We start from the raw sequence: 25,675 nt of genomic DNA on the forward strand, positions 1-25,675 counted from the left end.
TCTATTGACCTCTTGGGCTGCCCGCAGTGCTTATTTCCTGCTAGGTAGCTGATAAATGGCTCGACGTTCCGCTACCCTGACGACCTTTTTATGCCTAGGTGTCATATGTTATTTCGCGCCAAGGGAAATCTGTTAAGATGGCTTATCGACGGTAACTGACACGGGCACCGCCGACTGTGAGCGCCCAGCAAGCTTCCGCCCTGATGACAGGAGGAAGCTGTGCTTCGAATTTTCCACCGACAGTTTCTATCGCCAGAAGATTTGGATTTGCTGTCGCGCGTATTCGACGCTGCTCAGCGATCGAGCGATACGGACTTGGATTTGGAATGCCGTGCCGCCAGCTTAGTTCATCTGTTCCAATCCGGGCTTCGTGACGAAGCGCAACTTCTTGCAGCGTTGAGCTATTCTGAGGATCGGCTGATAGCCTGAGCCGCCGAGGCCAGGTCGACTACATCAAACACCAGAATAGCCATGAGCAGCGGCTCGCGAGCGTGATTCGACACCACGACCGCCAGCTCATGGCGATCGATGTGTTGCGCGTCGGCGCTTAGATCGTCCAGGCTCTTGGCGGCTTCGAGCCTGGCAGCTTCGATGTCGGACAATTCCAAGCCGACATCGTCTGGCGTCAGAACGCCATTTTCATAGGAATCGAAATAAAAGAGGGGCATGCGACCGTGGGCTCCCAGCTATTATGCGCCAAAACCGACCGGCGTGCGCTTTGTTCCGTCAGTGTCCCTCCTGATCACCGCTCCGCCATCGCGATGCGTCGGCGGGCAGCGGGCGAAGCGTCTGGTTTCCTGATCAACGAGGCCCAAGTCGAGACTATCAGATCAGAGCCGGAGCGCTACGAGTTCACGGTATTCTCCATCGACGGCTTTTGGGTACACCATACTTCGTCTTCACCTCGCGAGTTCGCCGCTGAGGGCAACTTGGCCTCGTCGAACACCGCGCCCAAAGTGCGATCAGTAGTTCGCAAAGACTGTCCAATCCGGTCGAAAGCACGGTCAACCACCACTCGCTTGGGTCTCCACAACGTCAGCGAAACAATCGCTGGCGAGCAGCGGATCATGTGACCGGCCCGCAATATTCCTCCGTTGGCCGGCGCAACCATGATGTCCACGAGGCATCAAGCAACAGTAGCTCATCGCCAGCAGCTGTCTGCATCCCACGGGCTCAAATTGGGCTCACCCGCCAGATAGAAATGTTGATGTCAGGCAATGTTAGGATCGCGCTTTCTTGCTCTCTCCTCGGCCGAGCGCAAAGAGCTGCCGTACTTTTGTTGTCTATCTAAGGAACTGCATGTCTCACCGTGCATTCTGACCTGTATGTCAACCGGGAGCGCAGCAACATGAAAGCTTTTATTGCTGCCGCAGGCGGCTTTTGCGTGACGCTTATGGTGTTCGCGGGAGGCGCCCTCACTGCGGTTTTCTTCGTGAATGCGGAGCCAGTGGCAGATCGTTCACTTGACATGGACACCACCGCTCTGTGGACCAATCAGGCAGTGAAAGTGAACACCCCGTCCCCGAATCTTCAACGCCTCCCTGCGCGGTCGATATCGCAGCTACCGGACAAGAATGCGAGGCAAGAGGAAGAGGATTTGGCGCGTGGAGCTACCCCGCAAGCGACCGATCCGCTGACGACCACTGCTATATCTTCGGAGCGGACGACACCTGAGGCAAACGAGGCGCATATCGAATGGTGTTTTGAGAACTATCGCTCTTATGACCCTCGCGACAACAGCTACAACGCGTATAGCGGTGAACGACGTCGGTGCATTTCTCCCTATTCAGATAGCGCAGAGGAAAAGGCCAACTACGTTGAGGCCGCCTATGAGGGCGAGGCAGCGATGAGTGCCTATGAGAGTGCTGGCCATGTGCAATCGTGCTTTGAGCGCTACCGTTCATATCGGCCAGAAGACAACACGTATCAGCCTTATGGTGGCGGCCCGCGGCGGCAGTGCGAGTAAGAGGGGCGCCTCTTAGAACACACTCCTTGATGAAAAACAGCGGCTACTCCGCCGAACTATCTCCGGCAGGCTCGATGCTCAGTCTTGATTTCGCTTTGCTCTGAGCACCTCGTCCGTTCCCACCAGTTTCTTCGCTCCGCCAGAAATTGCAGTCGAGATCACTGCCGGCGGATCGCTGGCCGGAAAACTATCTTCGAGTCCCTCCTGGAGTTGATCTTCAAGCGTCTCTGACTTTTCTGAGCGGCCATCCGTCCGCCGCGTTTGGATGTCTTCTAACGGATGCGTCATATCGGGCGAAGCTTTCACCTCGCGAACGCAAGCGTACAACTGCTCGGTGGCAAATTCTTTCATGTCGTCAAAATCAGCTATGTCCGAGCAAGATCGCTCGATCCTTTCGATCATCGTCTTCTCAAACCGATGGAGGCTTTCGGACCCGCAGGCTCTGCATAGCCGAAGCAGCGCCTCGTGAAGCATCATTGGTCCGAAATGCGCAATCGCCTGATGGCGGATAGCATCCAATTCTTCGCGTGAGCCGTGTTGCAACTTGGACATATTGGCCCTCCGAGCCGGTGTGCAAGCCTGTCAAACGCGCAGACGTTTGGGCAGTTCCGAGAATGCAACGGTGAGCGCAAAAGAACCGCTCAGTGGCCGTCCGATCGCCCCCTTGGGAGCTGTCAACAGCAGGCAACCACCCGTATCAAAAAATACGATTGAGCGTGTTCCGGAGTGCCTGAGGTGGATAACGCTATGGTGCAGGTCGTTGGGAAACGTCGCAATGCAGCTTCAGCCCGCAGCGGGTGTCAGCTGGCTTGACCCCGCACATGGACCGCCACAATCCTCAGGGTCTTGCGGCCGGCGACGATCATGCAACCCACGTCCTTACGCCGCGTTGAATGTTGTTCCGCCAGGGAGGAGAGAGATGGACAGATTGCAGTTCGTCATTCCGGTTCGCATTCGCACAATGCCTGGGGCCTGCGTCGACGAGGTCTACAGCGTGAGCCAGGCCCTCGACCTCCTCATCGATTGGCCGGGGACCAGACAGGGTCCGATCTACCAAACTGCCCTCAATGCGTGTCTGGCAGCGACGGTGGAGGAAGTTCCGACCGAGGATGCTCGAAGAGCGTTCGTAAGTTTTGCCCGCTTCAGCAACATCTTGGCCAAGGATGCGCCAAACGCGGTGTCACTCACCAGTGACGGCGATTTGCGGCCGATGGCTAATAAGTAGCCTACACACTCCCTGACAACGCCTGATCTGAGCAGAACCACGGGCGCGCTCGCACCCTCGGCTCGGCTGTAAAGAGGCCGTCGCTGGTGACGGTTTAGTCCGGCGAAGGTCAGCCATGCCGGAATTTCCTCTTGCCGAGCGGAACAATTCTGCCTTCGGACAGGTTCTCTTCCTCAACATTGGAAGGAGGACGAAATGGCCACACTTGGACGCATCGTGCTGGCGGCGATCGGGATCCTCGCCTACAAAAACCGGGACAAGCTCGGCGAACTTCTATCAGAGTATCGTTCCAAATCATCGGACCCGAACAATCCGCAAGCTGGCGGCAACATCCTTGACCAGGTCCTCAGCGGGGCAAGTGGCGGCCTGGCCGAGTTGCTCGAAAAATTTCGGAATGCCGGCAAAGGAGAGGCGGTCGATTCCTGGGTTAAGCAGGGCCCGAACAAGCCGATCGATCCGACCGACGTTGCTTCGGCAATCGATGCTGAAACCATGGACGCATTGGTGCGTCAGACTGGAATGTCTCGAGAAGAGATACTGGCGCGTCTTGCCACCAGCTTGCCAGAGGCCGTGGACGAGATGACCCCGGAGGGTCGCCTGCCCGAGGATACGGCAGGGGCCGATGAAAGGGACACGCTGCTTGATCCAGTGCCGCCCCGCAAAACATGACTTTCGCTTCCGTTGACACTGGCTGTTGCTGATCCCCTCGGATCGCGCCGCCGGATGCCCGACAGCTGCCCAGAATGTCCCCGAAGCTACTGTCCGAAATTCAACCAGCGATCGCCGTCGCGCGCGGGTCGGCGAAGGCGATGCCCGGATACGCACGGATTCGGCATTCAGGAAAGCGGCAAAGGCTTTCGGGTAGTTGCCCCTGCTCTCATGCTGTTTACCACATGAGTGCGCACACCCGTTCGTGGCGCACGAGAAGGAACCTCGCCGGCGATCCTCCGCAGGTTGGCGAGGATGTCTTCTTCGAACTCTTTGCGAGGATGCTAAACCGAAAAGCGGTTTCGATTTGCCAGGAATTGCGACGAAGCGCTGGCCTCACGTAGCGCGGTGCAGCTAAGTCGCGAATGCGAGAAATGATGAATATTAGTGGCACATCGCTGGACCTAAGGAGGTGAGTCGTCCAAAAGGTTGGATTGCAACACGAACTTGCTGCCAACGATCTTCCAGGTTATCCGCCGATAATGCCATGAATGAAATGATTGCTCGACGCCCCCCGTCTTTGACTATGGCCATTTACACATTTGTGACGCTAGGTGGCCTGATCTTAGCGGCCGGGGCCTGGCTTACCATCAATGATCGCTTGCAGGAGTTCCAGCAGGCAGCGCTTGCGGAGGCCGTCCAGACACGAGCGCGCGGAGTAGAGATGACGTTTGCCCGCGCTCTTTATCAGGAATGGCGCGACGCCCGAACGATTGCTCAGCAGTTTTCTCAGAAGGATCCTGTTGCCATCCGCTCGTCGCTTGATCTTCTAGCCGCAGATGACACCCGCGTCTCCTGGGCTGGGATTGCTGCCTCAGACGGAACTGTGACGACGGCCTCTGGGGGATTGCTCGAAGGCCGCAACGTCTCGTCTCGAGCGTGGTTTCAACGTGGATTGAATGGTGCCTTTGCAGGCGATGTCCATGAAGCCGTTCTGCTTGCCGAACTGTTGCCAGCTATCGATGGTGAGCCGCGCCGCTTCATCGATCTGGCGACGCCGGTTCCCGGACCTGACGGGCAAACCGTTGGCGTGCTCGGCTTGCACATCAATTTCGCGTGGTTGCAGGACCATCTGAAGGAGACGGCCCGCGCCCTTGCACTGGATGTGTTCCTCATCGACCGCGATGGCAACATCGTCGTTGGTACCGACGACTCCGTTTTCGGCCATATCGATTTGAAAAGCATCCGATCCGCCGCGATCGGTGCGGAGAATGCCATGGTCGAGCGCTGGCCTGATGGCCGTTCATATTTCACCTCGGTTATTCCGCAGGTGAGCTACGAGGACTTGCCGTCTTTTGGATGGAGCTTCGTGGCGCGCATAAGCAACGAGGCATTCGATCTAAGTCAGGCCTCGGTATCGAATGCTCTTATCTTGCTTTTAATGGGGTTCGGGCTTTTGCTCGCCGCGATGACCTTCCTTTTCGTACAGGTTTTCGTTGTGCCGATCCGAAACCTATCGGAGACGGCGACGGCCATCCTGCGCGGCGAGGAGGTTTATCCGCTTGAATCGCGAAGCTCGGCTGAGGTTGGCATGCTCGGCGCGGCGATCGCACGTCTGCAGACCATTGAAATGAATGCGCACGCCAAGCGAAATTTTTGAACTAACCCTTGCTGGAGAAAGATAACCGCCTACCAAGGTCCTTCAACAGACCACGATAGCGCGTTTGCGTTATCCCCGGAGCGTCTCCGACAGCATAGAAGCGTCGTAGCAATGCCTCATACTGCTCCATGGTCGGCTCCAGCAGGAGCCTGGCGCCGTCCTGCGTAGGCGAGGATACGATTGCGCGAACTGCACCAACATCCTTGATATCGATTTGGATCGGGTTGCTGTCTGGGATGGCGGCGCCGCGAACGCGAACCGTGTTCTGTGTCAGGCTGGTGATCCAGACCCGCATTTCCCGTCCGTCGATGTGAATCGTAGCCTGCTCCGGCGCGTCGCCGAGGTGCCGCTCGCGGCGAGGAAGCTCCACGCACACGACGATCGTCATCGCAAGGACTACCAGATTGTAAAAGGTCCAGAACAGGATGACGAGCTTCCCGTCGCCGGCTTCGTTGAACGCGAAATGGTCAGAAAAGATACCGATCAGCACACCGAACATGGTCAGCGCGAAAAGCAAGAGAAACGGAGCCATTAGCCGCCATTGGACAACAACCTTGCTGCGGTCTCCGCCCTTGGCTGTGACCGAGAAAGGGTGCCCTTTGGGCTGCAGCAGTCCGACATATGCCGCCCGTGTGATCGGAATTGCGCCGAGAAGCTGACTGACGTCATTGACAATTGGAACTACAAGGCCTTTGGAGACGAAATTGAGACACAACATGGTCCAGAGGTAGTAGACGCCAAAGTAGTTGATCACGTCGGGCACCGAGGCGTCGACAACGGTAATGTTGAAGAACCAGTAAAACAGCGGGAAGATCAGCGAGGCCAGTCTGAAGCTGAAGCTCGTGCTCCAGAACAGGACAGAATCCATAACGCTCCAGCGGTCGCGTATTCGCAGATTGTTTTTCGCCAACGGCCCGAAGCGACTGCGCGCAATCTGCATCAGGCCGAGGCACCAGCGAGCCCTCTGTGTCACATACTCCTTTAGCCCCTCCGGCGCGAGGCCCTCGGTAAGTGCTTCGTTCAGGTAGACGGTGTGATGGCCCTTGTCCTGGAGGGCAAGAGTCAGCATGAAGTCTTCAGTTATGCTGTCGGTTGGAAAACCTTTGATGTCCCATATGGCAGACCAGCGTATCACCGACGATGTTCCGCAGCAGAAGGCAATTCCCCAGCTGTCGCGCGCCGGCTGCAGATGATCGAAGAAGAAGCGTTGCTCGTCGGGGTAGGATCGGCTCAGTCCGAGATTGTGCTGGATGGGATCCGCATTGAAGAAGTGTTGGGGAGTCTGGACCAGGCCGACATTTTCGGCATGGAACAGGGCGATCGTGCGCGAAAGAAAGTTCCGATGCGGGACGAAATCTGCGTCGAGCACCGCGATGAATTCTGGGGGCCCTTCACCGGAAAGCAAAGCGAGAGCGTTGTTCAAATTGCCTGCTTTCGCTCCCTTGCCATCGGTGCGCCGGACATAGCGTATGCCGCGCTTTTCGGCGAAATCACGCAGCCAGTCGCGCTGTCCATCGTCGAGAATAAAGACCTCGAAGTTGGGATATTCCATGGCTGACGCGCCAACGATGGTGCGCTCCAGAACCGCCTTTTCCTCATTGTAGGTGGCGATCAGAACGGCAACCCGGGGGGCCCTTACACCCCACCAGTTTACATTGTTGTTGGTCTCTTCCTTGCGATCACGGCTACGAGAAAGGATGAGAAACGCGCTGAGCGACGAGGCGGCAGCACCAGCCTCGATAACAAGGAATGACCAGCTCGCGAACCAGTCCCAATCGAGCGAAAAGGGGGCGATCGTTTCCGTTGCCCGCCACCAGAGATAGCGTATCAACAACAATGCCGCGATGCCGAACAATATGCTTCGATGCAGATCGCTGGTCGGGCGCAAGAGCAAGGGAACGACCATCGCGGTGGCGAGCACGAGAGCCACCCAAACGAGACTCGAGCCCAATTCGGTGAGAAGAAACCACGGCGGCACGTCAGTTCCACAGGCGTCTTAAGAAATCGAGCGGCCGCGCCTCGAAAAAAACGCGCCCCGTTCTGCCGATCGCACACGCCAAGTCCGGATCTTGACGCAGACCAGGTGCCAGCAGCGTTACGTCATAGCGCTCGAGATGTCTTTTGCTGGGTGCGATGGCAAGATTGCGATAGATCGTAGCTGCGCCCGACCCTGCAAGACGTGTCACGGTGCTTTCGAAGAGGCGATCATCGCCACTGACTTTGAAGGTCGCGGCGTCGCCCAGCCGCAGCCGATTGTAAACGCTTTCGGTCACGCTCAGCGTAACGATCGTGGATCGGCAGTCCACCAATCGAATTATGTCCTGTCCGCGCTCGACGGTTTCGCCACTGCCTGCAAGTACCTCCCAAACCGAGCCGTTGACGTTGGACGTCAGCTCCGCTCCGCCGAGCCGGTTCACACGCCGGCGCTCCGCCTGGATGCGCCGATCCAGAGCCTCTGCCCGCGCGTTTTCCGCGTCGAGGTTAGATTTCAATTCGGCCACTCGAAGGGACAATTCAGACAGCTGCTGTTCCGAGTAAGGTGAATCGTTATAGCCATCCCCGAGGAACGTCCCTCCGCGTGCCGATTGAAGGACGATTTCGCTTGCTGCCGCCCGTTGCTTTGCGTCCTCCAGTTCGAGTTCGGCGACCCTCTGCGTAGCCTGAATGCGCTCAAAGCTGGCGGATGTTTCCAGGCCGCGGTCGCTTAGCTGTTGCGAACGCTTGAATGCCGCCGCGGCTTCACTGACGCGGGCATCCGCCGCAGCAGCCTGTGAGTTGGCGGAACGAAGCTGTGCTTCCAGCTGCCGCACGCGTTCTTCCCGATAAACCTTTGCCCGCAATCGCAGTCCCTCGATTGACCCTTCGATGTTGCCAATTGTACGCGTCAGCCGCGCTATTTCGGCAGATACGAAGCCGCGTTCGCGGACAAGATCGTCAAGGCGGGTATTATCGACCAGCAGATCCTGGATGGAGCCAAGCGATTCCCGTTCGCTGATCCGCGTTCCCAAAGCCCGGCGCTCGATGGAGAGCGTCCCGGTGATCGGCGCGCGCACGGTCGTGAGGCGCGCGTTGATGGTCGCATCCGCGCTGGTTCCGGAGAGGTGTTCACCGGCGATGATGATGATGGCGACGACAATGACAAGAAGTCCGATGATCAATCTGGTAAGCCGCATGCTCTTCTCAAGTCGTGGTAATAAATACTCACGGCATTTCGATCAGAAATGAACCGATGTTGCAGGGAAGGGGCTAAGACGTTAACAAGTGGTTAGCGAAATACGTGTGCTTCGAAAGCCGCTCTGACAAATCCGACCTTCCAGCGTTTTTGCGCAGGCGCCTCGCAGGGGGTGTTTATCCTTCCACCCGTTCAACTGGCTGGCAGACAACGTCGCCTCCGACTTTTCGCTGTGGTCAAAGGACTGGCGGCTGGACTTCAGGCGGTCCATCCGCACCCATGGGCGCTCGGCCTGGATTTGTGGCGGCTGAGCCGGCCATATCGCTCCTTAAAGCAAAACTTCGGTTTGCCGCTTTATCGCCTGCGGCCACAGCTTCGCTGGCGGCATGGGATTGAGGTGGCGGCCCGCACCTGATCGCACATCGACACGTAGCCGGGCCGATGCATCAGGAGTAGACTGCGATGGGAGGTGCGGCCAGGAGGTGTGTCATGAGCCGACTTCACGCCGCTACGGCTTTTCTGGCATGTGCGCTCAGCTTTCAGGTCCAAGCTGAAGTTCTCATCGGGGCTGCGGGCCCGATGTCCGGAAAGCTGGCTTGGATTGGAGAACAGTTGCAGCGAGGCGCGGAGGCGGCAGTAATCGATCTAAATGGTCAGGGCGGCGTACTCGGCCAACCATTGCGCCTTGTCATTGCCGATGACTATTGCGACCCCGCGCAGGCCACTGCGGCCGCCAAGAAGCTTACCGCAGACAAAGTGGTCTTCGTAGTCGGGCACTACTGCTCGGGGGCTTCGATCCCTGCGTCGGAAGTCTACGAGGCTGCAGGAGTGCTGCAGATATCGCCGGGTTCGACCAACCCACTTCTGACTGAGCTGGGTCGGCCCAACGTATTCCGCGTAATTCCCCGCGACGATGCGCAGGGAATCGCGGCCGGCGATTTTCTGGCCAAGCACTGGGGCAACAGGAAGATCGCCATCCTTCACGACAATACGACATACGGCAACGGTTTAGCCGAGGAAACCAAGAAGCGGCTGAACAGCCACAACATAAAGGAAACGATCTATCTTCAGTACGAGCCCGGGAAGAGCGAGTATGCGGCGGAGATGGCAAAGCTCCAGGAAGCTGGCGTTGAAGTGGTCTATGTCGGCGGATACCACACCGAGGTAGCGTTCATGGCAAGCGCCTCGCGCGATCGCGGATATCCGGTTCAGTTCATATCGGGTGACGCCATGGCAACCGAGGAATTGGCGCTGATCGCAGGCCCGGCGGCTGACGGCATTCTTTTCACGTTTGCTCCTGACCCGCGCCGAAACACGGAGGCTGCTTCCGTCGTTGCACGCTTTCGCGCTGAAAATTACGAGCCACATGCCTACACTCTCCTGACTTATGGCGCCTTCCAGGTCTGGGCTCAGGCTGTCGCCAAGGCTGGCTCCCTCGAACTTCCGGAGGTAATCGCGGCGCTTCGGGAGGGTGAATTCTCCACCGTGCTCGGTCCGATTGCTTTCGACGACAAGGGCGACCTAACGGCACAAAACTGGGTTTGGTACGTCTGGAAGAATGGGGAATATGTTCCTCTGAAATAGGATTGGCAGACTGCTGGCGCGGCCCGTGAACCAAGGCAAACCGGCGAGACGTGCTAGGCCGCATCAGCCGGATTGGTGTCAATGCTCGACCGTCTTGGTATACGCGGCCGCCTGTTGCTGGTGTTCTTCGCCTTGAGCGCGATCAGCATGCTGTCGACGGTTGCCGCGATTTACGTTCATCTTGAAGTCGGCTCCGTCGTGGAACGAATTACACAGCGTCGCGTGCCCTCGGCATTCGCCGCCCTCCAGTTGTCCCGCCAGGCCGAACGAGTTGCCGCTGCGGCACCTTCCATGCTCGCCGCAACCAGCAAGTCGAAGCGCGCTGAAGTCTCGGCTGCGGTCTCGACTGAGATGGCGCGGCTCGAAGAACTGCTCGGATCGCTCAGGGGCACCACGCTCAGCAGCGAATCCATCGCTGAGATCGAACAGGCAGTCCTGGGGCTAGCGCGAAACCTGCGGACACTTGACCGTCTGGTTGAGGCCAGGCTGACTGCCGTCGCCCGGAAGGAAGAGCTACTGCGGCGGTTGTCGGCCACGATAACCGCAAGCCTGCGCCTGGTGGCAGCCGGTATTCTGGTGGTGAATTCGAAGGTGTCCGGCTGGCGAGACTTAACCACGGATTCGGCAACATCGCCTGAGCAACGCGCTGCGGTGACGGAGAGCGCCGTGCGGGCGATCGAAGACTACCTCCCGCAGCAAAAAGCGCAGCAGGAAATTGCGGCCATCAATGATGCGTTGTTGAAGGCCGCTGACGCGCCCACCTCCAGTGACCTTGCATTGATTGCCTTTCCGCTACAGCGCTCACTCAGCAGCTTGGAGGCCATAGCACCGGAGATCGAAGCGAAATTGCAAACCCGCTTTCGGCAAAGGACAGCGGAGTTTAAGGCGCTGATAGCAGGGGAGAGTGGCATTCCGAGTGCCCGCGGAGATGAGCTCGCCATCGTGGCTGAAGGTGAGAAGCTGGTGGCCGAGAACGAGCGGCTCTCTCGCGATTTGACCGCTGCGGTCGACCGCCTGGTGACGGCAGCCGATCGGGAGATCGCGACGGCCGCACAAGAGACCGCCACCGTGCAGACTTTCGGAACAGGTATCGTTCTCAGCTCCGCCCTTTTAACCCTTTTTAGCTCGGTTTTGATCGTCTGGCTCTATCTGGATCGCAACCTTCTGGCCAGACTTGCCGCCGTCAGCCAGAGCATGCTCGCCATTGCCGGGGGCAATCTTCGAACGCCGCTACCCAAGGCAGGTGAGGATGAGATTGGTCGCATGGCCGAGGCTCTTCGCCTCTTCCGAAACACAGCAATCGAAGTCGAGGAGAAAAATCTGCGTGAGGTGGCCGAAGCCCGCCAGCGCCTCGTCGATGCCATCGAAAGCATTTCGGAGGGCTTTGCGCTTTACGATGCGGAGGACCGACTGGTCCTCTGCAACAGCCGATACCGCGAAATCCTCTATCCTGATATGGATGATGCCGTGATTTCAGGAGCCCGTTTCGAGGCAATTATCCGTGCTGCCGTGGAGCGTGGGCTCATCGAGGACGCAAGCGGTCGCGAGGAAGAGTGGATTGCCGAGCGCCTTGAAGGGCATCGCAATCCGACTGGAACGCATATCCAGCGACGCAGCCCGGATCGCTGGATCCAAATCAGTGAACGACGGATTTCGGGCGGCGGCTCGGTCGCAGTCTACTCGGACATTACGGAGCTTAAGCTGCGTGAGCAGGATTTGTCCGAAAAATCGACGGCACTTGAAGCACTCTCGGGCAAGCTTGCCAAATATCTCGCGCCGCAGGTCTACAGTTCGATCTTCAGCGGCCGGCAAGATGTCAGAATTGCCAGCCAACGCAAGAAATTGACGATATGCTTTTCGGACATTGCCGGATTTACGGAGACCACCGACAAGATGGAATCTGAGGAACTCACGGAGCTCCTCAATCAATACCTAACCGAAATGTCCAAGATCGCTTCGGAGTTCGGGGCCACGATCGACAAATTTGTAGGCGATGCCATCCTGATGTTCTTTGGCGATCCTGAGACCCGCGGCGTAAAGGAGGACGCGATCGCCTGCGTTTCGATGGCGCTTGCCATGCAGAAGCGAATGGGCGAACTCGGCGAAACTTGGCGCAGCATTGGCATCGAGGCGCCGCTGCGCTGCCGCATTGGCATTCACACGGACTACTGCACCGTCGGCAATTTCGGGAGCGAGGACCGGATGGACTACACGATCATCGGCGGGGCGGTGAATCTCACCGCGCGGCTGGAGCAGGAGGCAGCTCCGGGGTCCGTCCTCATCTCCTACGAGACGTTCGCGCAGGTGAGGGATGCGATCCATTGCGAGGAAATAGGCCGCATTCGTGTCAAGGGACTAGCCTATCCGGTCGCGACCTATCACGTCGTCGACTTCAAGGCCAATCTGACGGCAGGCTGCGACGCCATTCACAAGGAGTTGCCACATCTGAGGCTGGATGTGGAGCCGGAACTCATGTCGACCGGCGAGCGCGAAGAGGCGGCCGCGGCACTTCGCAACGCGCTCAATCGGCTTGGTCCCTGACTTTGCCTGGTGTTCCATAGGATTTGCCCAACGCCGCTCTACGAACACAGATGACGCCGGGCAGCGTATAGGCAGGTGCGAGACGCGAATTATAGGCTGCCGCTTTTGACGAGAACGATTTAGCATGGACTGACGGGCACTTGCTATTAATGTCTGCGCCGGTCCTAACGCATAGCGGAGGCGAGGCTTTTCGTCATTGGCTAATTGCTGGACGCTCTGATCCGATCGCAGTTTTTGCCAAAACCTTAGTGAACGCTCGGTCGCGCCCTGTGCAGCATTCCAGCGGCTCGCGCTATTTTGAAGATCCCGCCCGGCGTGTCAGCGACGTCGCTCGTGGAAAGGAGGAATACAAGCGGCGCATCAAGCTGACCCGCGGCCCACACCGCATGGGCGCCACATTGCCCTTTATGCGGATCAGAAAGCGGCCGCGGATGTGAATGTTTTCCACTCCACGAATCGATCGTCCGGCCTTTTCGTCTCATCGGTGTGGTAACTCGTTCCAAGCATGCTATGCGTATTGCAATGGCAAGTGAGAATCACCGTGATTGACCCTGCGACAGATCTTTTACGAACGGCCAATGGGAAACGGTTTAAGACCCTACTGGCAGATCCGCCGTGGCAGTTTGTGAACCGGACCGGCAAGGTCGCGCCGGAACACCGGCGGTTAAATCGCTAGGGCACCATGTCGCTGGCCGAGATAAAGGCGCTTCCCGTCTCATCAGTGAGTGATACGACCGCTCATCTTTATCTTTGGGTCCCGAATGCGCTCCTTCCTGAGGGGCTGGAAGTGATGGCAAGCTGGGGGTTTACGTATAAGTCAAATCTGATCTGGCATAAGATAAGGAAAGATGGCGGCTCGGATGGACGCGGCGTCGGTTTTTACTTTCGGAACGTGACTGAAATCATCCTGTTCGGCGTTCGTGGGAAGAATGCTCGAACGCGCGAAGCTGGTCGCACACAAGTGAACCTTCTGGCGACACGCAAGCGTGAGCACTCACGCAAACCCGACGAACAGTATGACATCATCGAAGCCTGTTCACCCGGCCCCTATTTGGAATTGTTCGCGCGCGGGACTCGACCGAAATGGACGGTGTGGGGGAACCAGGCCGACGACAGCTATGCGCCCACCTGGGACACATACAGCAATCACTCAAGGGCACTCGCGGCGGAGTGATCGGCCAGTGGCCAGTCTTCTATGCACTTGGGCTTGATGCCGATGGCCAGGACAGGACAACCCCCGTTCCGGCCTGCATTAAGCCTGTAGAGTAGCTTGCCCATCCATGTCGTGCTCGCTCCATACTTCGACATGATGCCAAGCGCCCGGAAAACGTCGTTCATGTCCTTGCTTCTCGTCAGCAAGACCGCCGCATCGATAGCTCCAGCCTGATAAAATGCATCGAAGGCGTAGAGATCTCGATCAAATGTCTGATCTTCGCTGTTCCACTCCAGATCGAACGCTACCTTGTTCTTGACGTAATCGATTTTGTGTCCGTCAAGAAACCCCTCGCGGGCTCAGCGGCTTCTCGCTTCTCGAATTTCGCCTTACCGCCCTTGGTCACACCTACTTGCTCCTTCCATAGCAGCCGAACAAGCAAGTCACCTCGAATGACAGTCTCGTGCCAATTCTTCGGGCGCAGAAGGTCGTTAATTCGCTTCGGTATATCGGACTCGTTTCCGCCCGCCTTCTGAATCACGTCTGTTGAGATCGTGAAGGCGCGCAGCGCCTCTAGGAGTTCGTGCCACTCAGCAACCCGCGTCTCGGCGAGGATGACGGCGGCGTTTTTGTAGCTGAAGAACTCGTATTTTTCCCGAACGTCCATCGGGATGCGTGAATCAACTAGGTTCTGAGGATCCGCAAGATATCCCGCTGGCGCGGTATCATGTTCCTCCTCCTGGAGCTTTCCGCCAAGATTTTCGTCCGGTTCATCATTAGCCATGGCTAGCCTCCCGGACCGGCAATAGCTGATTCCTTTGCGCTGAGTTATTCGGGACCTTGCGCCCGACGGGCCTCCGAACTCAATCGAATGCGCTCTCGTGAAGAGGTTGCCCAACGGCAGCGCTGCCGCGCTTGGCTGTTGATGTCGACATCAAATGACTGCATCGGCAAAGGCCTGCGGTGTTTCCTGTCGAAGATTGTGCCCAATGCCGTTCGTATTGTTGCGGTGCTTATACTTGTCGGTAACACCTTGGCGTAGGCTCCGGGCGCGGGCGCGCCATTGGCGCCGACTTGGAGCGTTATTGGTCGGAAGCTGCCGGCATCGTCGTTTCGCAACGGCACCCGCCATCCCGATTGACTCTTCGTTCCGAACGGAACAAATGTAGAACATATCACCGACGTCCGACGTTAAGGTTAAGATGAGTGCATCGGCGCCCCCTATCGCCATTGCCCAGCTTCGAGAGCGCGTTGCCCGCCTCGAAGGCGCGGCCGCACGTGCCCGCGAGGTTTTGCCGTTCGGTGTTCCCGCGATCGACCGTGTTCTGCCGGGAGGCGGACTGGCGCTGGGCAGCCTGCATGAGGTGGCCGGTGGCGGCAACGGAGCGTTGGACGGCGCGGCCGCCGCGTTGTTTGCGGCAGGCATTGCCGCGCGCACGGTCGGCAAGGTGCTATGGTGCGTAACGCGGCAGGACCTGTTTGCGCCAGCAATTGCGCAGGCGGGGCTGTCGCCGGACCGGGTGATCTATGTCGAGGCCGGCGACGAGAAGGCGGTTCTCGCCTGTTTCGAGGAAGGACTGCGCCATCGTGGTCTCGGGGCAGTGGTCGCCGAAGTCGCTCGCCTGTCGATGACGGCCTCGCGACGGCTGCAGCTTGCCGGGGAAGGCTCCGGCGTGATCGGGATCGCAATTCGTCGTTGGCGGCGACAGGCCGACACCATGGAGTTCGGGCAGCCAACAGCAGCCGTCACTCGCTGGCGGGTATCGGCGCTGCCGTCGACGCCGTTGCCGGTCCCCGGCGTCGGGCGGGCCCGTTGGCATGTCGAGCTGATCCGTTGCCGTGCCGGCGAAAGCACAGATTTCGAAGTGGAGGCATGCGATGCCCAGGGTCGTATCCGTCTTCCTTCCGTTGTGGCCGACAGACCGCTTCAGAAGGAAATCGGGCGCCGCCGCGCCGCCGGCTGACAAGCCGCTCATCCTGGTTGGGCGCGACGGACGCCGCCGTGTCGTGCTCGCCGCTGACACGGCAGCGCAAGGACTCGGCTTGCGCGTCGGCATGCCGGCGTCAAAGGCGCAGGCTCTGGTGCAGAACCTGCACGTCGAGGACGCCGATCCGCAAGGCGACAGCGAGGCTTTGGATCGCCTGGCGCTGTGGGCGCTCCGGCGCTACTCGCCAGTCGTCTCTGCCGATCCTCCCGATGGGCTGGTGATCGATGCCACTGGCGCTGCCCATCTACACGGTGGCGAAGATGCCATGCTAGCCGACATTCTGTGCCGGCTTGCCGCCGCAGGCTTCACCGCGCAGGCGGCAATGGCCGACAGCTGGGGTGCCGCGCATGCGCTCGCCCGTTTTGCGGCACGGCCAACGCTGGTTGCTCGTCCGGGACGAAGCGCTGAAGCAATCCTGTCCTTGGCAGTTGCTGCACTGCGCCTGCCAGGCGACATGGTCGACAGTCTTCGCAGGCTGGGTTTCGAGAGCATCGGCGACCTCACCTCGAGCCCGCGCGCGCCCCTGACGCTTCGCTTCGGCCCGGAGCTTGGCCGTCGTCTCGATCAGGCGATCGGGCGGATCAACGAACCGGTCGAACCGATCCGGCCAATGGACATCGTCGAAGTGCGTTGCGCCTTCGGCGAACCGATCGGGTCGGCCGAGACAATCGCCCGGTATGCGGGCAGGCTCGTCGATCAGCTTTGCGCGGTCCTGGAGGAAAGGGGACTTGGGGCGCGCAGGCTCGATCTGCTCCTTGGCCGCGTCGACAATGGCATCGAGGCAATCTGTGTCGGCACGGCGATGCCGGTGCGCGATGCCAAGCGCCTGACCCGACTGCTCACCGACAAAATCGAGACTGTCGATCCGGGATTCGGGATCGAGCTGATGCGGCTTGCCGCCACACTTGCTGAACCGCTACAGCCGAAGCAGGCGGTCTCCTCGTTGATCGATAAGCCGCAGGCCGATGTCTCGGAGCTGATCGACACACTGGCCAATCGTGTCGGTGAGGGACGCCTCTATCGTTTCGCGCCTGTCGAGAGCGAGGTGCCCGAGCGTTCGGTCATGAAGATCGCGCCGGCGGCACCCGATTGCGGGGAGGACTGGCCGATCCAATGGCCGCGCCCGACACGACTTCTGCCCATGCCGGAGCCGATCGAGACGGTGGCGCTCCTGCCCGACCATCCGCCGGTGACCTTCACGTGGCGCGGCATCCGTCGCCGGGTGAGGCGCGCCGACGGGCCCGAACGCATCTTCGGCGAATGGTGGAAGCGCGACGCCGAACTCACCGCTGTTCGGGATTATTTCCAGGTCGAGGACGAGGCTGGAGAGCGCTTCTGGATCTTTCGCGCCGGGGACGGCGAAGATGCCGCGACCGGGTCACACAAATGGTTCCTACACGGGATCTTCGCATGACCGACACGGCCCGATACGCCGAACTGCAGGCCACCTCGCATTTCTCGTTCTTGCGCGGCGCGAGTTCTTGCGAGGAGTTGTTTACCCAGGCCGCGGGACTTGGCATCGAAGCGTTGGCAATCGTCGACCGCAACAGCCTTGCTGGCATTGTGCGCGCCCATGAAGCGGCCAAAGTGACAGGCGTCCGCCTGATCGTCGGCTGCCGCCTCGATCTAACCGACGGCACATCGCTGCTCGTCTATCCGACGGACCGGCCGGCCTACGCGCGGCTGTGCCGGCTGCTGTCGCTCGGCAAGAAACGGGCAGGCAAGGCGAAGTGCCATCTCGAATGGGAGGATGTCGTCCCCCGTGGCGAAGGATTGATAGCCGTCCTCATACCCGACGAGGCCGATGACCTCTGCGCGATGCGGCTACGTCGGCTGCGCGACGCGTTCGGCGATCGCGCCTATCTGGCGATGACCTTGCGTCGGCGTCCCAACGACCAGCTGCGGCTTCACCGTTTGTCGCACCTGGCGAGCGCGATCGACGTGGCCGCCGTCGTCACCAACGACGTACTGTTCCACGCGCCGGATCGCCGGCTGATGCAGGACGTCGTCACCTCTGTCCGCCGTGGTGTCACGATCGACAAGCTCGGGTTTCGGCGCGAACGGCACGCCGACCGCTATTTGAAGTCCAGCGTGGAAATGGCGCGCCTGTTCTCAAGGTATCCGGAAGCGGTTGCCCGAACCCTCGAGATAGCCGACCGCTGCCGCTTCAACCTCGACGAACTCGCCTACCAATATCCGGAGGAGAAGACGATGCCGGGCCTGAGCGCACAGCAGGCGTTGGAACAGCTGACCTGGGAGGGAGCCGGTGGGCGCTACCCGGAAGGTTTGCCCGACAAGGTGCGCGCCTCGCTCAAGCACGAATTGCAGCTGATCGAGAAGCTCGGATACGCACCATATTTCCTCACCGTCAATTCGATCGTCCGCTTCGCCCGCTCTCAAGGGATACTTTGTCAGGGCCGTGGGTCTGCCGCCAACAGCGCCGTCTGCTATGTGCTCGGGATCACCTCGATCGATCCCGACCGCAATGACCTATTGTTCGAGCGCTTCGTCTCCGAGGAGCGACGCGAGCCGCCCGACATCGACGTCGATTTCGAACATGAGCGGCGCGAGACGGTCATGCAATGGGTATTCGACACCTATGGCCGGGACCATGCGGCACTCTGCTCCACCGTTATCCGCTACCGCTCTAAAGGAGCGTTGCGCGATGTCGGCAAGGCGCTCGGCCTGACCGAGGACGTCATCAAAATGCTCTCGGGCCAGGTGTGGGGCTGGTCGAAGGAGGGGATTGAGGCCAAACACGCCGAAGAGCTCAACCTCAATCTCGGCGACAGAAGACTGCGTCTGGCACTTGACCTCGCCCGCCAGCTAATCGGCACGCCGCGGCATCTCTCCCAGCATCCCGGCGGCTTCGTTCTGACCAACGATCGGCTGAACGACTTGGTGCCGATCGAGCCGGCGGCCATGGTCGACCGGCAGGTGATCGAGTGGGACAAGGACGACATCGATGTCCTTCGCTTCATGAAGGTCGACTGCTTGGCGCTCGGGATGTTGTCTTGCATGAAACGCGCCTTTGATCTCCTATCCAATCACAAGGGCCTCGATCTCGACCTGGCTTCGATCCCGGCCGAGGACCCTAGAACCTACGCAATGATCAGGAAGGCCGACACGTTGGGCACGTTCCAGATCGAGTCGCGTGCGCAGATGTCGATGTTGCCGAGGATCAAGCCGCGGACCTTCTACGACCTCGTCATCGAGGTAGCGATCGTCCGACCTGGCCCGATTCAAGGCGACATGGTGCATCCCTATCTGCGCCGCCGCGAAGGCAAGGAGGATGTCGTCTATCCGAAACCCGAACTGGAAAAGGTGCTCGGCAAGACGCTCGGTGTGCCGCTCTTTCAGGAACAGGCCATGCGTGTGGCGATCGAATGTGCCGGCTTCACGCCGGGCGAAGCCGACAAGCTCCGCCGCGCCATGGCTACCTTCAAGCACACGGGCGGCGTCAGCGCCTTCAAGGACAAGCTGGTCGGGGGGATGGTCAAAAACGGCTACGAGCGGGAATTTGCCGAAAAGACCTTCTCTCAGCTCGAGGGCTTTGGCAGCTACGGCTTTCCGGAGAGCCATGCTGCCTCCTTCGCGCTGATCGCCTACGCCTCGTCGTGGATCAAATGCCATCATCCGGACGTGTTTTGCGCGGCACTTTTGAACGCGCAGCCCATGGGCTTTTATGCGCCGGCCCAGATCGTGCGCGATGCGATCGCCCACGGGGTGGAAGTTCGGCCGGTCTGCGTCAACGCTTCGCGCTGGGACTGCACGCTTGAGGCGACGCCAGCCGAGGACAGGTTCGCTGTGCGCCTTGGCATGCGCATGGTGCGTGGTCTTGCCAATGCCGATGCCGGCGCGATCATTGTCGCACGCGCTGACCAGCCATTTGTCTCTTTCGATGATTTGTGGCGGCGCGCGCGGGTGCCTGCGGCATCTCTTGTCCAGTTGGCTGAGGCGGATGCGTTCCGGCCGTCACTTGCATTGGCGCGCCGCGAAGCGTTGTGGGCGATCAAAGCGCTTCGCGACGAACCCCTGCCGCTCTTCGCCGCCGCAGCCCGAGGTGAATCCTGCATCATGCCGGAGATCAAGGAGCCGACGGTCGCCTTGCGGCCAATGACCTCGGGTGGCGAGGTCGTCGAAGACTATGGCCATGTTGGCCTCACCCTGCGCGACCACCCCGTCAGCTTCCTGCGCGAGGATTTACGTCGTCGCCGCATCGTGTCCTGCGCCGAGGCGATGGGCGCGCGTGAGGGCAAATGGCTGGAAGCGGCGGGCTTGGTTCTGGTGCGCCAGATGCCCGGTTCCGCGAAGGGCGTGATGTTCATCACCATCGAGGACGAGACCGGCATCGCCAATCTCGTCATCTGGCCGAAAGTCTTTGAAAAGCAGCGGCGCGTGGTTCTGGGCAGCAGCATGCTGGGGGTGAAGGGCCGCATCCAGCGGGAGGGCGAGGTGGTTCACCTCGTTGCCCGCCATCTGACAGACCTTTCGGCCGATCTGGCAAATGTCGGCGAACGCGACCATGCCTTTCCTTTGCCGCATGGCCGCGGCGACCAGATCCGCGACGGCGGCGGGTCGGCGCCTGATCCGCGCGAGCTGCCGCCTCGAGGCATCCGGCCGCGTGACATTTACGATCCCTACGGCCACATCCGGGAAATCAAAGTGAAGGCGCGGAATTTTCGGTAGCGACGTGGACACGACAGCGACCATACTCCATGCCGATCTCGATGCTTTCTACGCATCGGTGGAGCAACTGCTCGATCCCAGCCTGCACGGCAAGCCAATCGCGGTTGGCGGTGGTGTAGTGCTCGCTGCTTCATACGAGGCCAAGGCCTCCGGCGTGCACGGCGGCATGCTGGGACGGACGGCGCGCGAACTTTGTCCGCGCTGGTTTCGTCGCCGGCCATTTCAAGCAGTACCAGCGTCTTGGCGACGCGGCGATCAAGATACTTGGCGATTTCACACCGCTTGTCGAACGGATCTCGATCGATGAAGCCTTCGCAGACGTTGCCGGCTGCACGCGTCTCTTCGGTTCGCCACGGGATATCGCCGCGGCGATCCGGGGCCGCGTCAGAACGGAGCTCGGCTTGCCTATCTCGGTCGGCGTCGCCCGCACCAAGCATCTCGCCAAGATCGCCTCCCAGGTGGCGAAGCCGGACGGCCTTGTCGTGATCGACCCGGCAACCGAAACTCGAGTTCCTGCACGACCTGCCGATCGAACTCATGTGGGGCGTCGGCCCTGTCACCAGGACGAAGCTGGTTGCGCAGGGAATCCTTACCATCGGGCAGCTGGCACATGCGCCCGGGCACTCGCTTGAGAAACGTCTGGGACATGCGGCGGGAGAACAGCTTCGAGCCCTGGCCTGGAACCGCAATCCGCGAGAAATCAGGACTCGACATCGGGCGAGCTCGGCTGGCGCCCCGTCGGCACTCGGCAGGAGGCCGGCCGAAGAACGCGTCTTCCGGCCAGCCCTGCTTCATCTGGCCGACAGGGTAGGGTCCCGGCTTCGCGCAAAATCCCTGGCAGGTCGGACGGTGACGGTCCGCGTTCGCTTCGCCGATCTGCGTTCCGTTACCCGATCGATCACACTCGACACGCCGATTTCGCTGTCGCACCTGCAAAGCCCGGCCGTAATGCAGCTCGATCTTCCGCTCGGACTCGCCGACGAAAAACGCCGGCCCGGCACGCGAATGGGCATTGCGCGTTCAGACGCCGATCGTGCGATAGACGCGATGGATGGCAGGCCGTCGGATACGGATCGACCATCCTTGAAACCTCGCAATCCGTCCCAGACGAATTCCGTAAACTCGCCGAAAAGGATTTGTAGCCGAAGGTACTGGCCTAGCCGTCATCATCCTCGGCCACCACGCGATACTTGTATTGCCCTCTAATGAAACGGTTGAAGAAACGGCCCTTCACGAAGGCCGACTTGAATGCTTGATAGGTTCGAGGATCGACGCCCTCATAGACGTAACGATCGTTGGTGGTCACCAGCCGTACCGAAAGGGTCTTCGTCGCTTCGTCGTATTCGATGTTGCGGATCAACGTCGATGGCATCTCGACCTCCGTCAATCCGACAACTGAAGCGCGTCCGTCAGGTTCCCTATCGGCATACAGAACGATCTGCCGCAGGCTTCGGTACGAGGCGGACCTGATCGCGGCGGAGGGAACCAGAACTCGTCCGCGAGGGCCGAGGGGATCGGCTGGTGTGGAGACAAGCCGCATTTCGAAGACGGGGCCGGCGTCTCCCTACTTACCGGCAGCGGCGCGAGAACGGCTCGAAGGCCTATCATCGGCGACCGGTCTGCGGCCGGCATATCTGATGACGGGGGCTGCCCGCACCGACTGGGAGCACAGCATTCCGCCACTCGCTGCGCATCGCTACTCGATGACGCTGCGAACGTTGCGTGCCTAAGAAGGAGGCCGATCACGCGCGCGCTTGCCGTTCCGCGAAGTCCGAGACAATGGCCCTTTGCCCCTTCAGGATCTTGCCGTCGGCCTCGGCGAGGCTGAACCAGCCGGCGCGGTCCACTTCGGGAAATTCCCTCATCGTGCCCGACCGGGGCGGCCATTCCAGCGTGAAGGTGTTGCTTTCAATCGCTGCGACATCGATATCGACATCCGCCTCCACCGACCAGGCGATAACGATTTTCCCGCCACGCTGCTTGTACTCGCCAAGTCGCTCGAAGCGGCCACAAATTCTTGTACCGATCTCCTCCTCGACCTCACGCATGGCTGCCGCTAACTCGTCTTCCCTAGGGTCAATGAGTCCTTTCGGTATCGACCAGGCTCCGAGATCCTTCTTCGCCCAGAACGGCCCGCCTGGATGGACGAGCAAAACTTCAATCTGTCTGTGCTTTCGCCGAAAAATCAGCAATCCGGCACTGCGCTCTGCCATTTCGATCCCCAAGGCGGGCCACCCCTAGGCTAGGCTAGTCGGAGCCGGCACGCACCGTTTCGACATCGAGCGAACCCGCAGGAAGCGGGCTGAGCAACTCCCCTTCCGATTTGGTGAGATGAATCCACGATACCCAGTCGTGCGGCCGCAGCACCGCGACCTGCCGGTTGTGATACGGCTCGACGTCCGGCCCCGGTTCTGTCGTCAGCATCGTGAAAGATGGCGGCTGGTTGCCTTGGCCATCGCGCCAAAGGCCCGCGATCGCCAGGAAGGGCGCGTTTCGCAAGGTGAATCGATGCTTGGCCTTCGGGTATTTCTTGCCCGTAAACTCAAAGAAGGCGCTGGCTGGGACGAGGCAGCGATTGCTGCCCCCAAACCGTCTGCCCTCTGACCGGAAATTGAAGACGGGACCACCCTTGGGATTGGCAGGCGGAAAGCCGAACCGCATCGGAGTAAGCTCTATCGCGTTGCCTGCTGCCCGCATCACAGGTCCGATATCGCCAATCTTGATGTCATCTGCGATTGGAAGATCAAGCGCGCTTTGTTGCTTCGGAATCTTCAACTCCAAATACTGCATGAGTTCGCAATATTCGGCCCACGCGATGTGTTGCTCATAGTCGTTGCACATACAGACAACATAGGTTGATTGCGATGACTGACGAGGGTCGAAATCTATGAAGCAGAGATGCTGAGTGCGCCCGCCAGTCGCTGTCGCGCTGCTTCATGAGGCAGCAGACCGGAGAAGAAAGGACGGACGACCCGGTCGGTGAACGCCGCCCCCTGTAACGGCATGGAAAAGGAAATGGCACGCGGCTCTCGTCCGGCGAGATAATCTGCGGCATAGGCATAGCTGAGAGCTCCGCCTTCATCCTGACGAGGGTGCCGCCTGCGCTTCACGACCATACGTGCAGCAGGTGGCTCATGGCGCGCTCTCCCGTCGGCTGCCGGCGGAGACTCTCAGGCCAAGCGCTGCCGCCACATGAATGGCGGCCGAGCTTGGCAGCGCTCCTTTCCTGCCTCAAGCTCGCGCACGCAACGCATGCCGACCTCCCCGTGAGCCCGGCGAGCTGTTCCTGGGTGAGATCGGCGCCCTGCGTTCCTTGCGATCAAAAGGGCCGAGGCTTTTTTGTCTGTGATCGTTTGCATAAATCACCCGAACGGGATGATTAGACAACTCACCTGCTACACACCAACAAAAACACCCCGTGCGGGATGAATGGATCCCGTGCTGCTGAATGCATAAGGGCTGGGGGCGCGAGGGCGATGCTATTTTCGAGGCCGGATGCGAAGAAGATCCTCTTTCAATTTGATGTCCTCTATCTGGCCTTTACATGGGCGGGCACACAGCCAAGGCTGCGGTTGAGAAGTGTCGCGCTGGCGGCGAGATAATGGCCGCGGGAAGCTTTATCCTGATGATCGTTGGCGCGCTGTTCGGCCACTACAAGTGATGGAGCGGCGTGGTTTGGCGGCGCGATAGGCAGGCTGCGAGACGGCCTTGCCGCGCATAAACTTCATGTTACTGAGGCATACGTGAGCAAGCAAGGCCATCGAGGGGCGACCGAGCAAAATCACGGACGCCGTAGGCGCGGCAAACTCTCCATCGACGGCACAGGTCAGCGCATTGATAGAATTTCGAGAACGGGGGGCAGACCGACCAGGCGGGCAGGGTAGGGACCCGACCGGGTGTCCGAGCGTACGACGGGCACAGCGATAGTTAAACGTTTAGCACAAGCGGCAACAGCTAGTTTGCCTCCGTCTGGCATGGTGACCTCATGTCGGGGTAAATCCATCCATGCTCAAGCGGAAGATCGACTATCAAGCCAACTTGCGGGGCGCTCGACGGTACAGCTTCCAAGATGATTACCATTTGAAGAAGGCGCAGCGAACACGCATCGATGACCGCCTGTGGTGGCTTGTGATAGCGCTAGCAATCCTGGCGCTCTCAGGCGTAATTGCTTGGCACCCCCTGCGATCCATTGAGGTCAACAGCGTGTGGGATGCCGTTGGTCACTTGGCTGCTGCGCCCAACTGCAATGCCGCGCGAGCTGTCGGTCTTGCCCCTGCACGTCGCGGCCAGCCAGGGTATTGGCTGTCGCACGATCGTGATCGAGACGGTTGGGCGTGCGAGCCTTGGCCGAGATAGTTAACCGGCCTCAGCGCACATGATGAGGCTCTCACAGGATATGCGAAACCAACCACAAAGTGGTTCCGTACACTGCTGCACCTAGAACCACCGCCGTGCCGAAGGCTTGGGTGGCATATTCGCCCGAAATGGGCTTTCTAACCAGGTTGATAATCAACTGCGCCAAGCCAAGTGCAGCGCCAACGATAAACCAGAACATAATTCAACCGCCCGTCCGCTTTGGCGCGATCTAATCGCCATCCTGTGCAGGACGCAACCTCGGCGTTCGCACTAGGGTTTGGATCGTCGCTCACCTTTTTGGCTGCCTCGGTCCGAGCAGCAGCCGCATTTGCCCTAATTGATGATGTGTCGACCACGAAGGTACCGGCGGTCCGCATGTCTAAGAACCGAAGCGGGCATTACGGCCCGCTTTTTTGCTTTTATGCGATGGTGGAACAATAGCCGGGCAGAGTGGTTTCCCCCTCCTCCCACACCACCTCGTTTTTCCCAATCGGCGAGGTGACCGCAGCCCGCCGTCTCATACCTCTCAAGACGGCGGGCTTTTTGATGGCACTGGTGACCTCAGCCGCGATCCTAGACGCCGCCTAGTTGATGAAGCGGATTGCGAGCATCAGCCGATCTCCGCGCGTGGGTGGCGACGCTCTATGATAGCAGGAGGTATCCTGCACGAAACCGGTCCCTGCCGGTCCTTCA

At 59.8% G+C, this 25,675-nt stretch carries 25 protein-coding genes; 14 read left to right on the top strand and 11 right to left on the bottom strand.

Annotated elements, in window-relative coordinates:
- Positions 1-401: 401 nt before the first annotated feature.
- On the bottom strand, positions 402-668 hold the full coding sequence (locus tag ACLKMW_RS14700) for a DUF6894 family protein (protein ID WP_415725199.1): 267 nt from the start codon (positions 666-668) through the stop codon (positions 402-404).
- A gap of 680 nt (positions 669-1,348) precedes the next feature.
- Here ACLKMW_RS14700 and ACLKMW_RS14705 point away from each other — a divergent pair.
- Positions 1,349-1,966: a BA14K family protein gene (locus tag ACLKMW_RS14705; RefSeq protein WP_415725200.1), complete on the top strand. Its 618-nt coding sequence runs from the start codon at positions 1,349-1,351 to the stop codon at positions 1,964-1,966.
- A 78-nt stretch (positions 1,967-2,044) separates the two neighbouring features.
- Here the strand turns inward: ACLKMW_RS14705 and ACLKMW_RS14710 are convergent, their stop codons facing one another.
- Positions 2,045-2,518 (bottom strand): hypothetical protein, encoded by a 474-nt coding sequence (locus ACLKMW_RS14710; protein WP_415725201.1) that lies wholly within the window; start codon positions 2,516-2,518, stop codon positions 2,045-2,047.
- Positions 2,519-2,885: 367 nt separating this feature from the next.
- On the opposite strand from ACLKMW_RS14710, the gene ACLKMW_RS14715 reads away from it, so the two are divergent.
- From ACLKMW_RS14715 to ACLKMW_RS14725, 3 genes are all read left to right on the top strand, one after another.
- Positions 2,886-3,191, top strand: a complete 306-nt coding sequence (locus ACLKMW_RS14715) for a DUF982 domain-containing protein (RefSeq protein WP_415725202.1) — start codon at positions 2,886-2,888, stop codon at positions 3,189-3,191.
- 216 nt (positions 3,192-3,407) lie between these two features.
- A complete protein-coding gene (locus tag ACLKMW_RS14720; RefSeq protein WP_415725203.1) occupies positions 3,408-3,860 on the top strand; it encodes a YidB family protein in 453 nt (150 codons plus the stop codon).
- Positions 3,861-4,386: 526 nt separating this feature from the next.
- Entirely contained in the window at positions 4,387-5,499 is a 1,113-nt protein-coding gene (locus ACLKMW_RS14725; protein ID WP_415725204.1) for a cache domain-containing protein, read from the top strand.
- A 1-nt stretch (position 5,500) separates the two neighbouring features.
- Here ACLKMW_RS14725 and ACLKMW_RS14730 read toward each other — a convergent pair whose 3' ends face one another.
- Positions 5,501-7,477, bottom strand: a complete 1,977-nt coding sequence (locus ACLKMW_RS14730) for a glycosyltransferase (RefSeq protein ID WP_415725205.1) — start codon at positions 7,475-7,477, stop codon at positions 5,501-5,503.
- Position 7,478: 1 nt separating this feature from the next.
- Complete coding sequence (locus ACLKMW_RS14735) at positions 7,479-8,552, bottom strand: HlyD family efflux transporter periplasmic adaptor subunit (protein WP_415725206.1); 1,074 nt, start codon at positions 8,550-8,552, stop codon at positions 7,479-7,481.
- A 608-nt stretch (positions 8,553-9,160) separates the two neighbouring features.
- Here ACLKMW_RS14735 and ACLKMW_RS14740 point away from each other — a divergent pair.
- From ACLKMW_RS14740 to ACLKMW_RS14750, 3 genes are all read left to right on the top strand, one after another.
- Positions 9,161-10,255 (top strand): branched-chain amino acid ABC transporter substrate-binding protein, encoded by a 1,095-nt coding sequence (locus tag ACLKMW_RS14740; RefSeq protein ID WP_415725207.1) that lies wholly within the window; start codon positions 9,161-9,163, stop codon positions 10,253-10,255.
- A gap of 81 nt (positions 10,256-10,336) precedes the next feature.
- Positions 10,337-12,796, top strand: a complete 2,460-nt coding sequence (locus ACLKMW_RS14745) for an adenylate/guanylate cyclase domain-containing protein (protein ID WP_415725208.1) — start codon at positions 10,337-10,339, stop codon at positions 12,794-12,796.
- Between the two features lie 682 nt (positions 12,797-13,478).
- Positions 13,479-13,970 carry an MT-A70 family methyltransferase gene (locus ACLKMW_RS14750; protein ID WP_415725209.1) on the top strand — a complete coding sequence of 164 codons (492 nt, stop codon included), beginning with the start codon at positions 13,479-13,481 and terminating at the stop codon, positions 13,968-13,970.
- Here ACLKMW_RS14750 and ACLKMW_RS14755 read toward each other — a convergent pair.
- Both ACLKMW_RS14755 and ACLKMW_RS14760 read right to left on the bottom strand, forming a co-directional pair.
- Positions 13,943-14,278: a BglII/BstYI family type II restriction endonuclease gene (locus tag ACLKMW_RS14755; protein WP_415725237.1), complete on the bottom strand. Its 336-nt coding sequence runs from the start codon at positions 14,276-14,278 to the stop codon at positions 13,943-13,945. The genes ACLKMW_RS14750 and ACLKMW_RS14755 overlap by 28 nt on opposite strands.
- Positions 14,254-14,733, bottom strand: a complete 480-nt coding sequence (locus tag ACLKMW_RS14760) for a BglII/BstYI family type II restriction endonuclease (protein ID WP_415725210.1) — start codon at positions 14,731-14,733, stop codon at positions 14,254-14,256. The genes ACLKMW_RS14755 and ACLKMW_RS14760 overlap by 25 nt, the downstream gene beginning before the upstream one ends.
- A 418-nt stretch (positions 14,734-15,151) precedes the next feature.
- Between ACLKMW_RS14760 and ACLKMW_RS14765 the strand changes: the two genes are divergently transcribed.
- Genes ACLKMW_RS14765 through ACLKMW_RS14790 form a run of 6 tightly spaced genes read left to right on the top strand, consistent with a single transcriptional unit; the run spans position 15,152 to position 21,832 of the window.
- Complete coding sequence (locus tag ACLKMW_RS14765) at positions 15,152-15,913, top strand: ImuA family protein (protein WP_415725211.1); 762 nt, start codon at positions 15,152-15,154, stop codon at positions 15,911-15,913.
- A complete protein-coding gene (locus tag ACLKMW_RS14770; RefSeq protein WP_415725212.1) occupies positions 15,828-17,351 on the top strand; it encodes a Y-family DNA polymerase in 1,524 nt (507 codons plus the stop codon). Before ACLKMW_RS14765 ends, ACLKMW_RS14770 begins: the two co-directional genes overlap by 86 nt.
- Positions 17,348-20,626, top strand: coding sequence for an error-prone DNA polymerase (locus ACLKMW_RS14775; protein WP_415725213.1), 3,279 nt, complete (start codon positions 17,348-17,350; stop codon positions 20,624-20,626). Before ACLKMW_RS14770 ends, ACLKMW_RS14775 begins: the two co-directional genes overlap by 4 nt.
- A gap of 4 nt (positions 20,627-20,630) precedes the next feature.
- Positions 20,631-20,933: a Y-family DNA polymerase gene (locus tag ACLKMW_RS14780; protein WP_415725214.1), complete on the top strand. Its 303-nt coding sequence runs from the start codon at positions 20,631-20,633 to the stop codon at positions 20,931-20,933.
- Positions 20,887-21,258, top strand: coding sequence for a Y-family DNA polymerase (locus ACLKMW_RS14785; RefSeq protein WP_415725238.1), 372 nt, complete (start codon positions 20,887-20,889; stop codon positions 21,256-21,258). The genes ACLKMW_RS14780 and ACLKMW_RS14785 overlap by 47 nt, the downstream gene beginning before the upstream one ends.
- On the top strand, positions 21,164-21,832 hold the full coding sequence (locus ACLKMW_RS14790) for a DinB/UmuC family translesion DNA polymerase (protein ID WP_415725215.1): 669 nt from the start codon (positions 21,164-21,166) through the stop codon (positions 21,830-21,832). Before ACLKMW_RS14785 ends, ACLKMW_RS14790 begins: the two co-directional genes overlap by 95 nt.
- Here the strand turns inward: ACLKMW_RS14790 and ACLKMW_RS14795 are convergent.
- The 4 genes from ACLKMW_RS14795 to ACLKMW_RS14810 all read right to left on the bottom strand — a co-directional run bounded on the left by ACLKMW_RS14795 (position 21,783) and on the right by ACLKMW_RS14810 (position 23,742).
- Positions 21,783-21,998, bottom strand: coding sequence for a KTSC domain-containing protein (locus ACLKMW_RS14795; RefSeq protein ID WP_415725216.1), 216 nt, complete (start codon positions 21,996-21,998; stop codon positions 21,783-21,785). The genes ACLKMW_RS14790 and ACLKMW_RS14795 overlap by 50 nt on opposite strands.
- Positions 21,999-22,368: 370 nt before the next feature.
- Positions 22,369-22,839: an NUDIX domain-containing protein gene (locus ACLKMW_RS14800; RefSeq protein ID WP_415725217.1), complete on the bottom strand. Its 471-nt coding sequence runs from the start codon at positions 22,837-22,839 to the stop codon at positions 22,369-22,371.
- Positions 22,840-22,873: 34 nt separating this feature from the next.
- A complete protein-coding gene (locus ACLKMW_RS14805; protein ID WP_415725218.1) occupies positions 22,874-23,467 on the bottom strand; it encodes an SOS response-associated peptidase in 594 nt (197 codons plus the stop codon).
- A gap of 44 nt (positions 23,468-23,511) precedes the next feature.
- Positions 23,512-23,742 carry a HipA N-terminal domain-containing protein gene (locus ACLKMW_RS14810; RefSeq protein ID WP_415725219.1) on the bottom strand — a complete coding sequence of 77 codons (231 nt, stop codon included), beginning with the start codon at positions 23,740-23,742 and terminating at the stop codon, positions 23,512-23,514.
- Positions 23,743-24,631: 889 nt separating this feature from the next.
- Between ACLKMW_RS14810 and ACLKMW_RS14815 the strand changes: the two genes are divergently transcribed.
- Complete coding sequence (locus tag ACLKMW_RS14815) at positions 24,632-24,982, top strand: excalibur calcium-binding domain-containing protein (protein WP_415725220.1); 351 nt, start codon at positions 24,632-24,634, stop codon at positions 24,980-24,982.
- Between the two features lie 31 nt (positions 24,983-25,013).
- On the opposite strand, the gene ACLKMW_RS14820 is transcribed toward ACLKMW_RS14815, so the two are convergent.
- Positions 25,014-25,181 (bottom strand): hypothetical protein, encoded by a 168-nt coding sequence (locus ACLKMW_RS14820; protein ID WP_415725221.1) that lies wholly within the window; start codon positions 25,179-25,181, stop codon positions 25,014-25,016.
- Between the last annotated feature and the right edge of the window lie 494 nt (positions 25,182-25,675).

Source organism: Borborobacter xinjiangensis (assembly GCF_047739745.1).
Classification (GTDB): domain Bacteria; phylum Pseudomonadota; class Alphaproteobacteria; order Rhizobiales; family Rhizobiaceae; genus Pseudaminobacter.

Coding starts and splice junctions, on each gene's coding strand:
- ACLKMW_RS14700 (WP_415725199.1), bottom strand. CDS start 668: ATGCCCCTCTTTTATTTCGATTCCTATGAAAATGGCGTTCTGACGCCA.
- ACLKMW_RS14705 (WP_415725200.1), top strand. CDS start 1,349: ATGAAAGCTTTTATTGCTGCCGCAGGCGGCTTTTGCGTGACGCTTATG.
- ACLKMW_RS14710 (WP_415725201.1), bottom strand. CDS start 2,518: ATGTCCAAGTTGCAACACGGCTCACGCGAAGAATTGGATGCTATCCGC.
- ACLKMW_RS14715 (WP_415725202.1), top strand. CDS start 2,886: ATGGACAGATTGCAGTTCGTCATTCCGGTTCGCATTCGCACAATGCCT.
- ACLKMW_RS14725 (WP_415725204.1), top strand. CDS start 4,387: ATGAATGAAATGATTGCTCGACGCCCCCCGTCTTTGACTATGGCCATT.
- ACLKMW_RS14740 (WP_415725207.1), top strand. CDS start 9,161: ATGAGCCGACTTCACGCCGCTACGGCTTTTCTGGCATGTGCGCTCAGC.
- ACLKMW_RS14745 (WP_415725208.1), top strand. CDS start 10,337: ATGCTCGACCGTCTTGGTATACGCGGCCGCCTGTTGCTGGTGTTCTTC.
- ACLKMW_RS14750 (WP_415725209.1), top strand. CDS start 13,479: ATGTCGCTGGCCGAGATAAAGGCGCTTCCCGTCTCATCAGTGAGTGAT.
- ACLKMW_RS14760 (WP_415725210.1), bottom strand. CDS start 14,733: ATGGCTAATGATGAACCGGACGAAAATCTTGGCGGAAAGCTCCAGGAG.
- ACLKMW_RS14765 (WP_415725211.1), top strand. CDS start 15,152: ATGAGTGCATCGGCGCCCCCTATCGCCATTGCCCAGCTTCGAGAGCGC.
- ACLKMW_RS14770 (WP_415725212.1), top strand. CDS start 15,828: ATGCCCAGGGTCGTATCCGTCTTCCTTCCGTTGTGGCCGACAGACCGC.
- ACLKMW_RS14775 (WP_415725213.1), top strand. CDS start 17,348: ATGACCGACACGGCCCGATACGCCGAACTGCAGGCCACCTCGCATTTC.
- ACLKMW_RS14790 (WP_415725215.1), top strand. CDS start 21,164: ATGTGGGGCGTCGGCCCTGTCACCAGGACGAAGCTGGTTGCGCAGGGA.
- ACLKMW_RS14795 (WP_415725216.1), bottom strand. CDS start 21,998: ATGCCATCGACGTTGATCCGCAACATCGAATACGACGAAGCGACGAAG.
- ACLKMW_RS14800 (WP_415725217.1), bottom strand. CDS start 22,839: ATGGCAGAGCGCAGTGCCGGATTGCTGATTTTTCGGCGAAAGCACAGA.
- ACLKMW_RS14805 (WP_415725218.1), bottom strand. CDS start 23,467: ATGTGCAACGACTATGAGCAACACATCGCGTGGGCCGAATATTGCGAA.
- ACLKMW_RS14810 (WP_415725219.1), bottom strand. CDS start 23,742: ATGGTCGTGAAGCGCAGGCGGCACCCTCGTCAGGATGAAGGCGGAGCT.
- ACLKMW_RS14815 (WP_415725220.1), top strand. CDS start 24,632: ATGCTCAAGCGGAAGATCGACTATCAAGCCAACTTGCGGGGCGCTCGA.
- ACLKMW_RS14820 (WP_415725221.1), bottom strand. CDS start 25,181: ATGTTCTGGTTTATCGTTGGCGCTGCACTTGGCTTGGCGCAGTTGATT.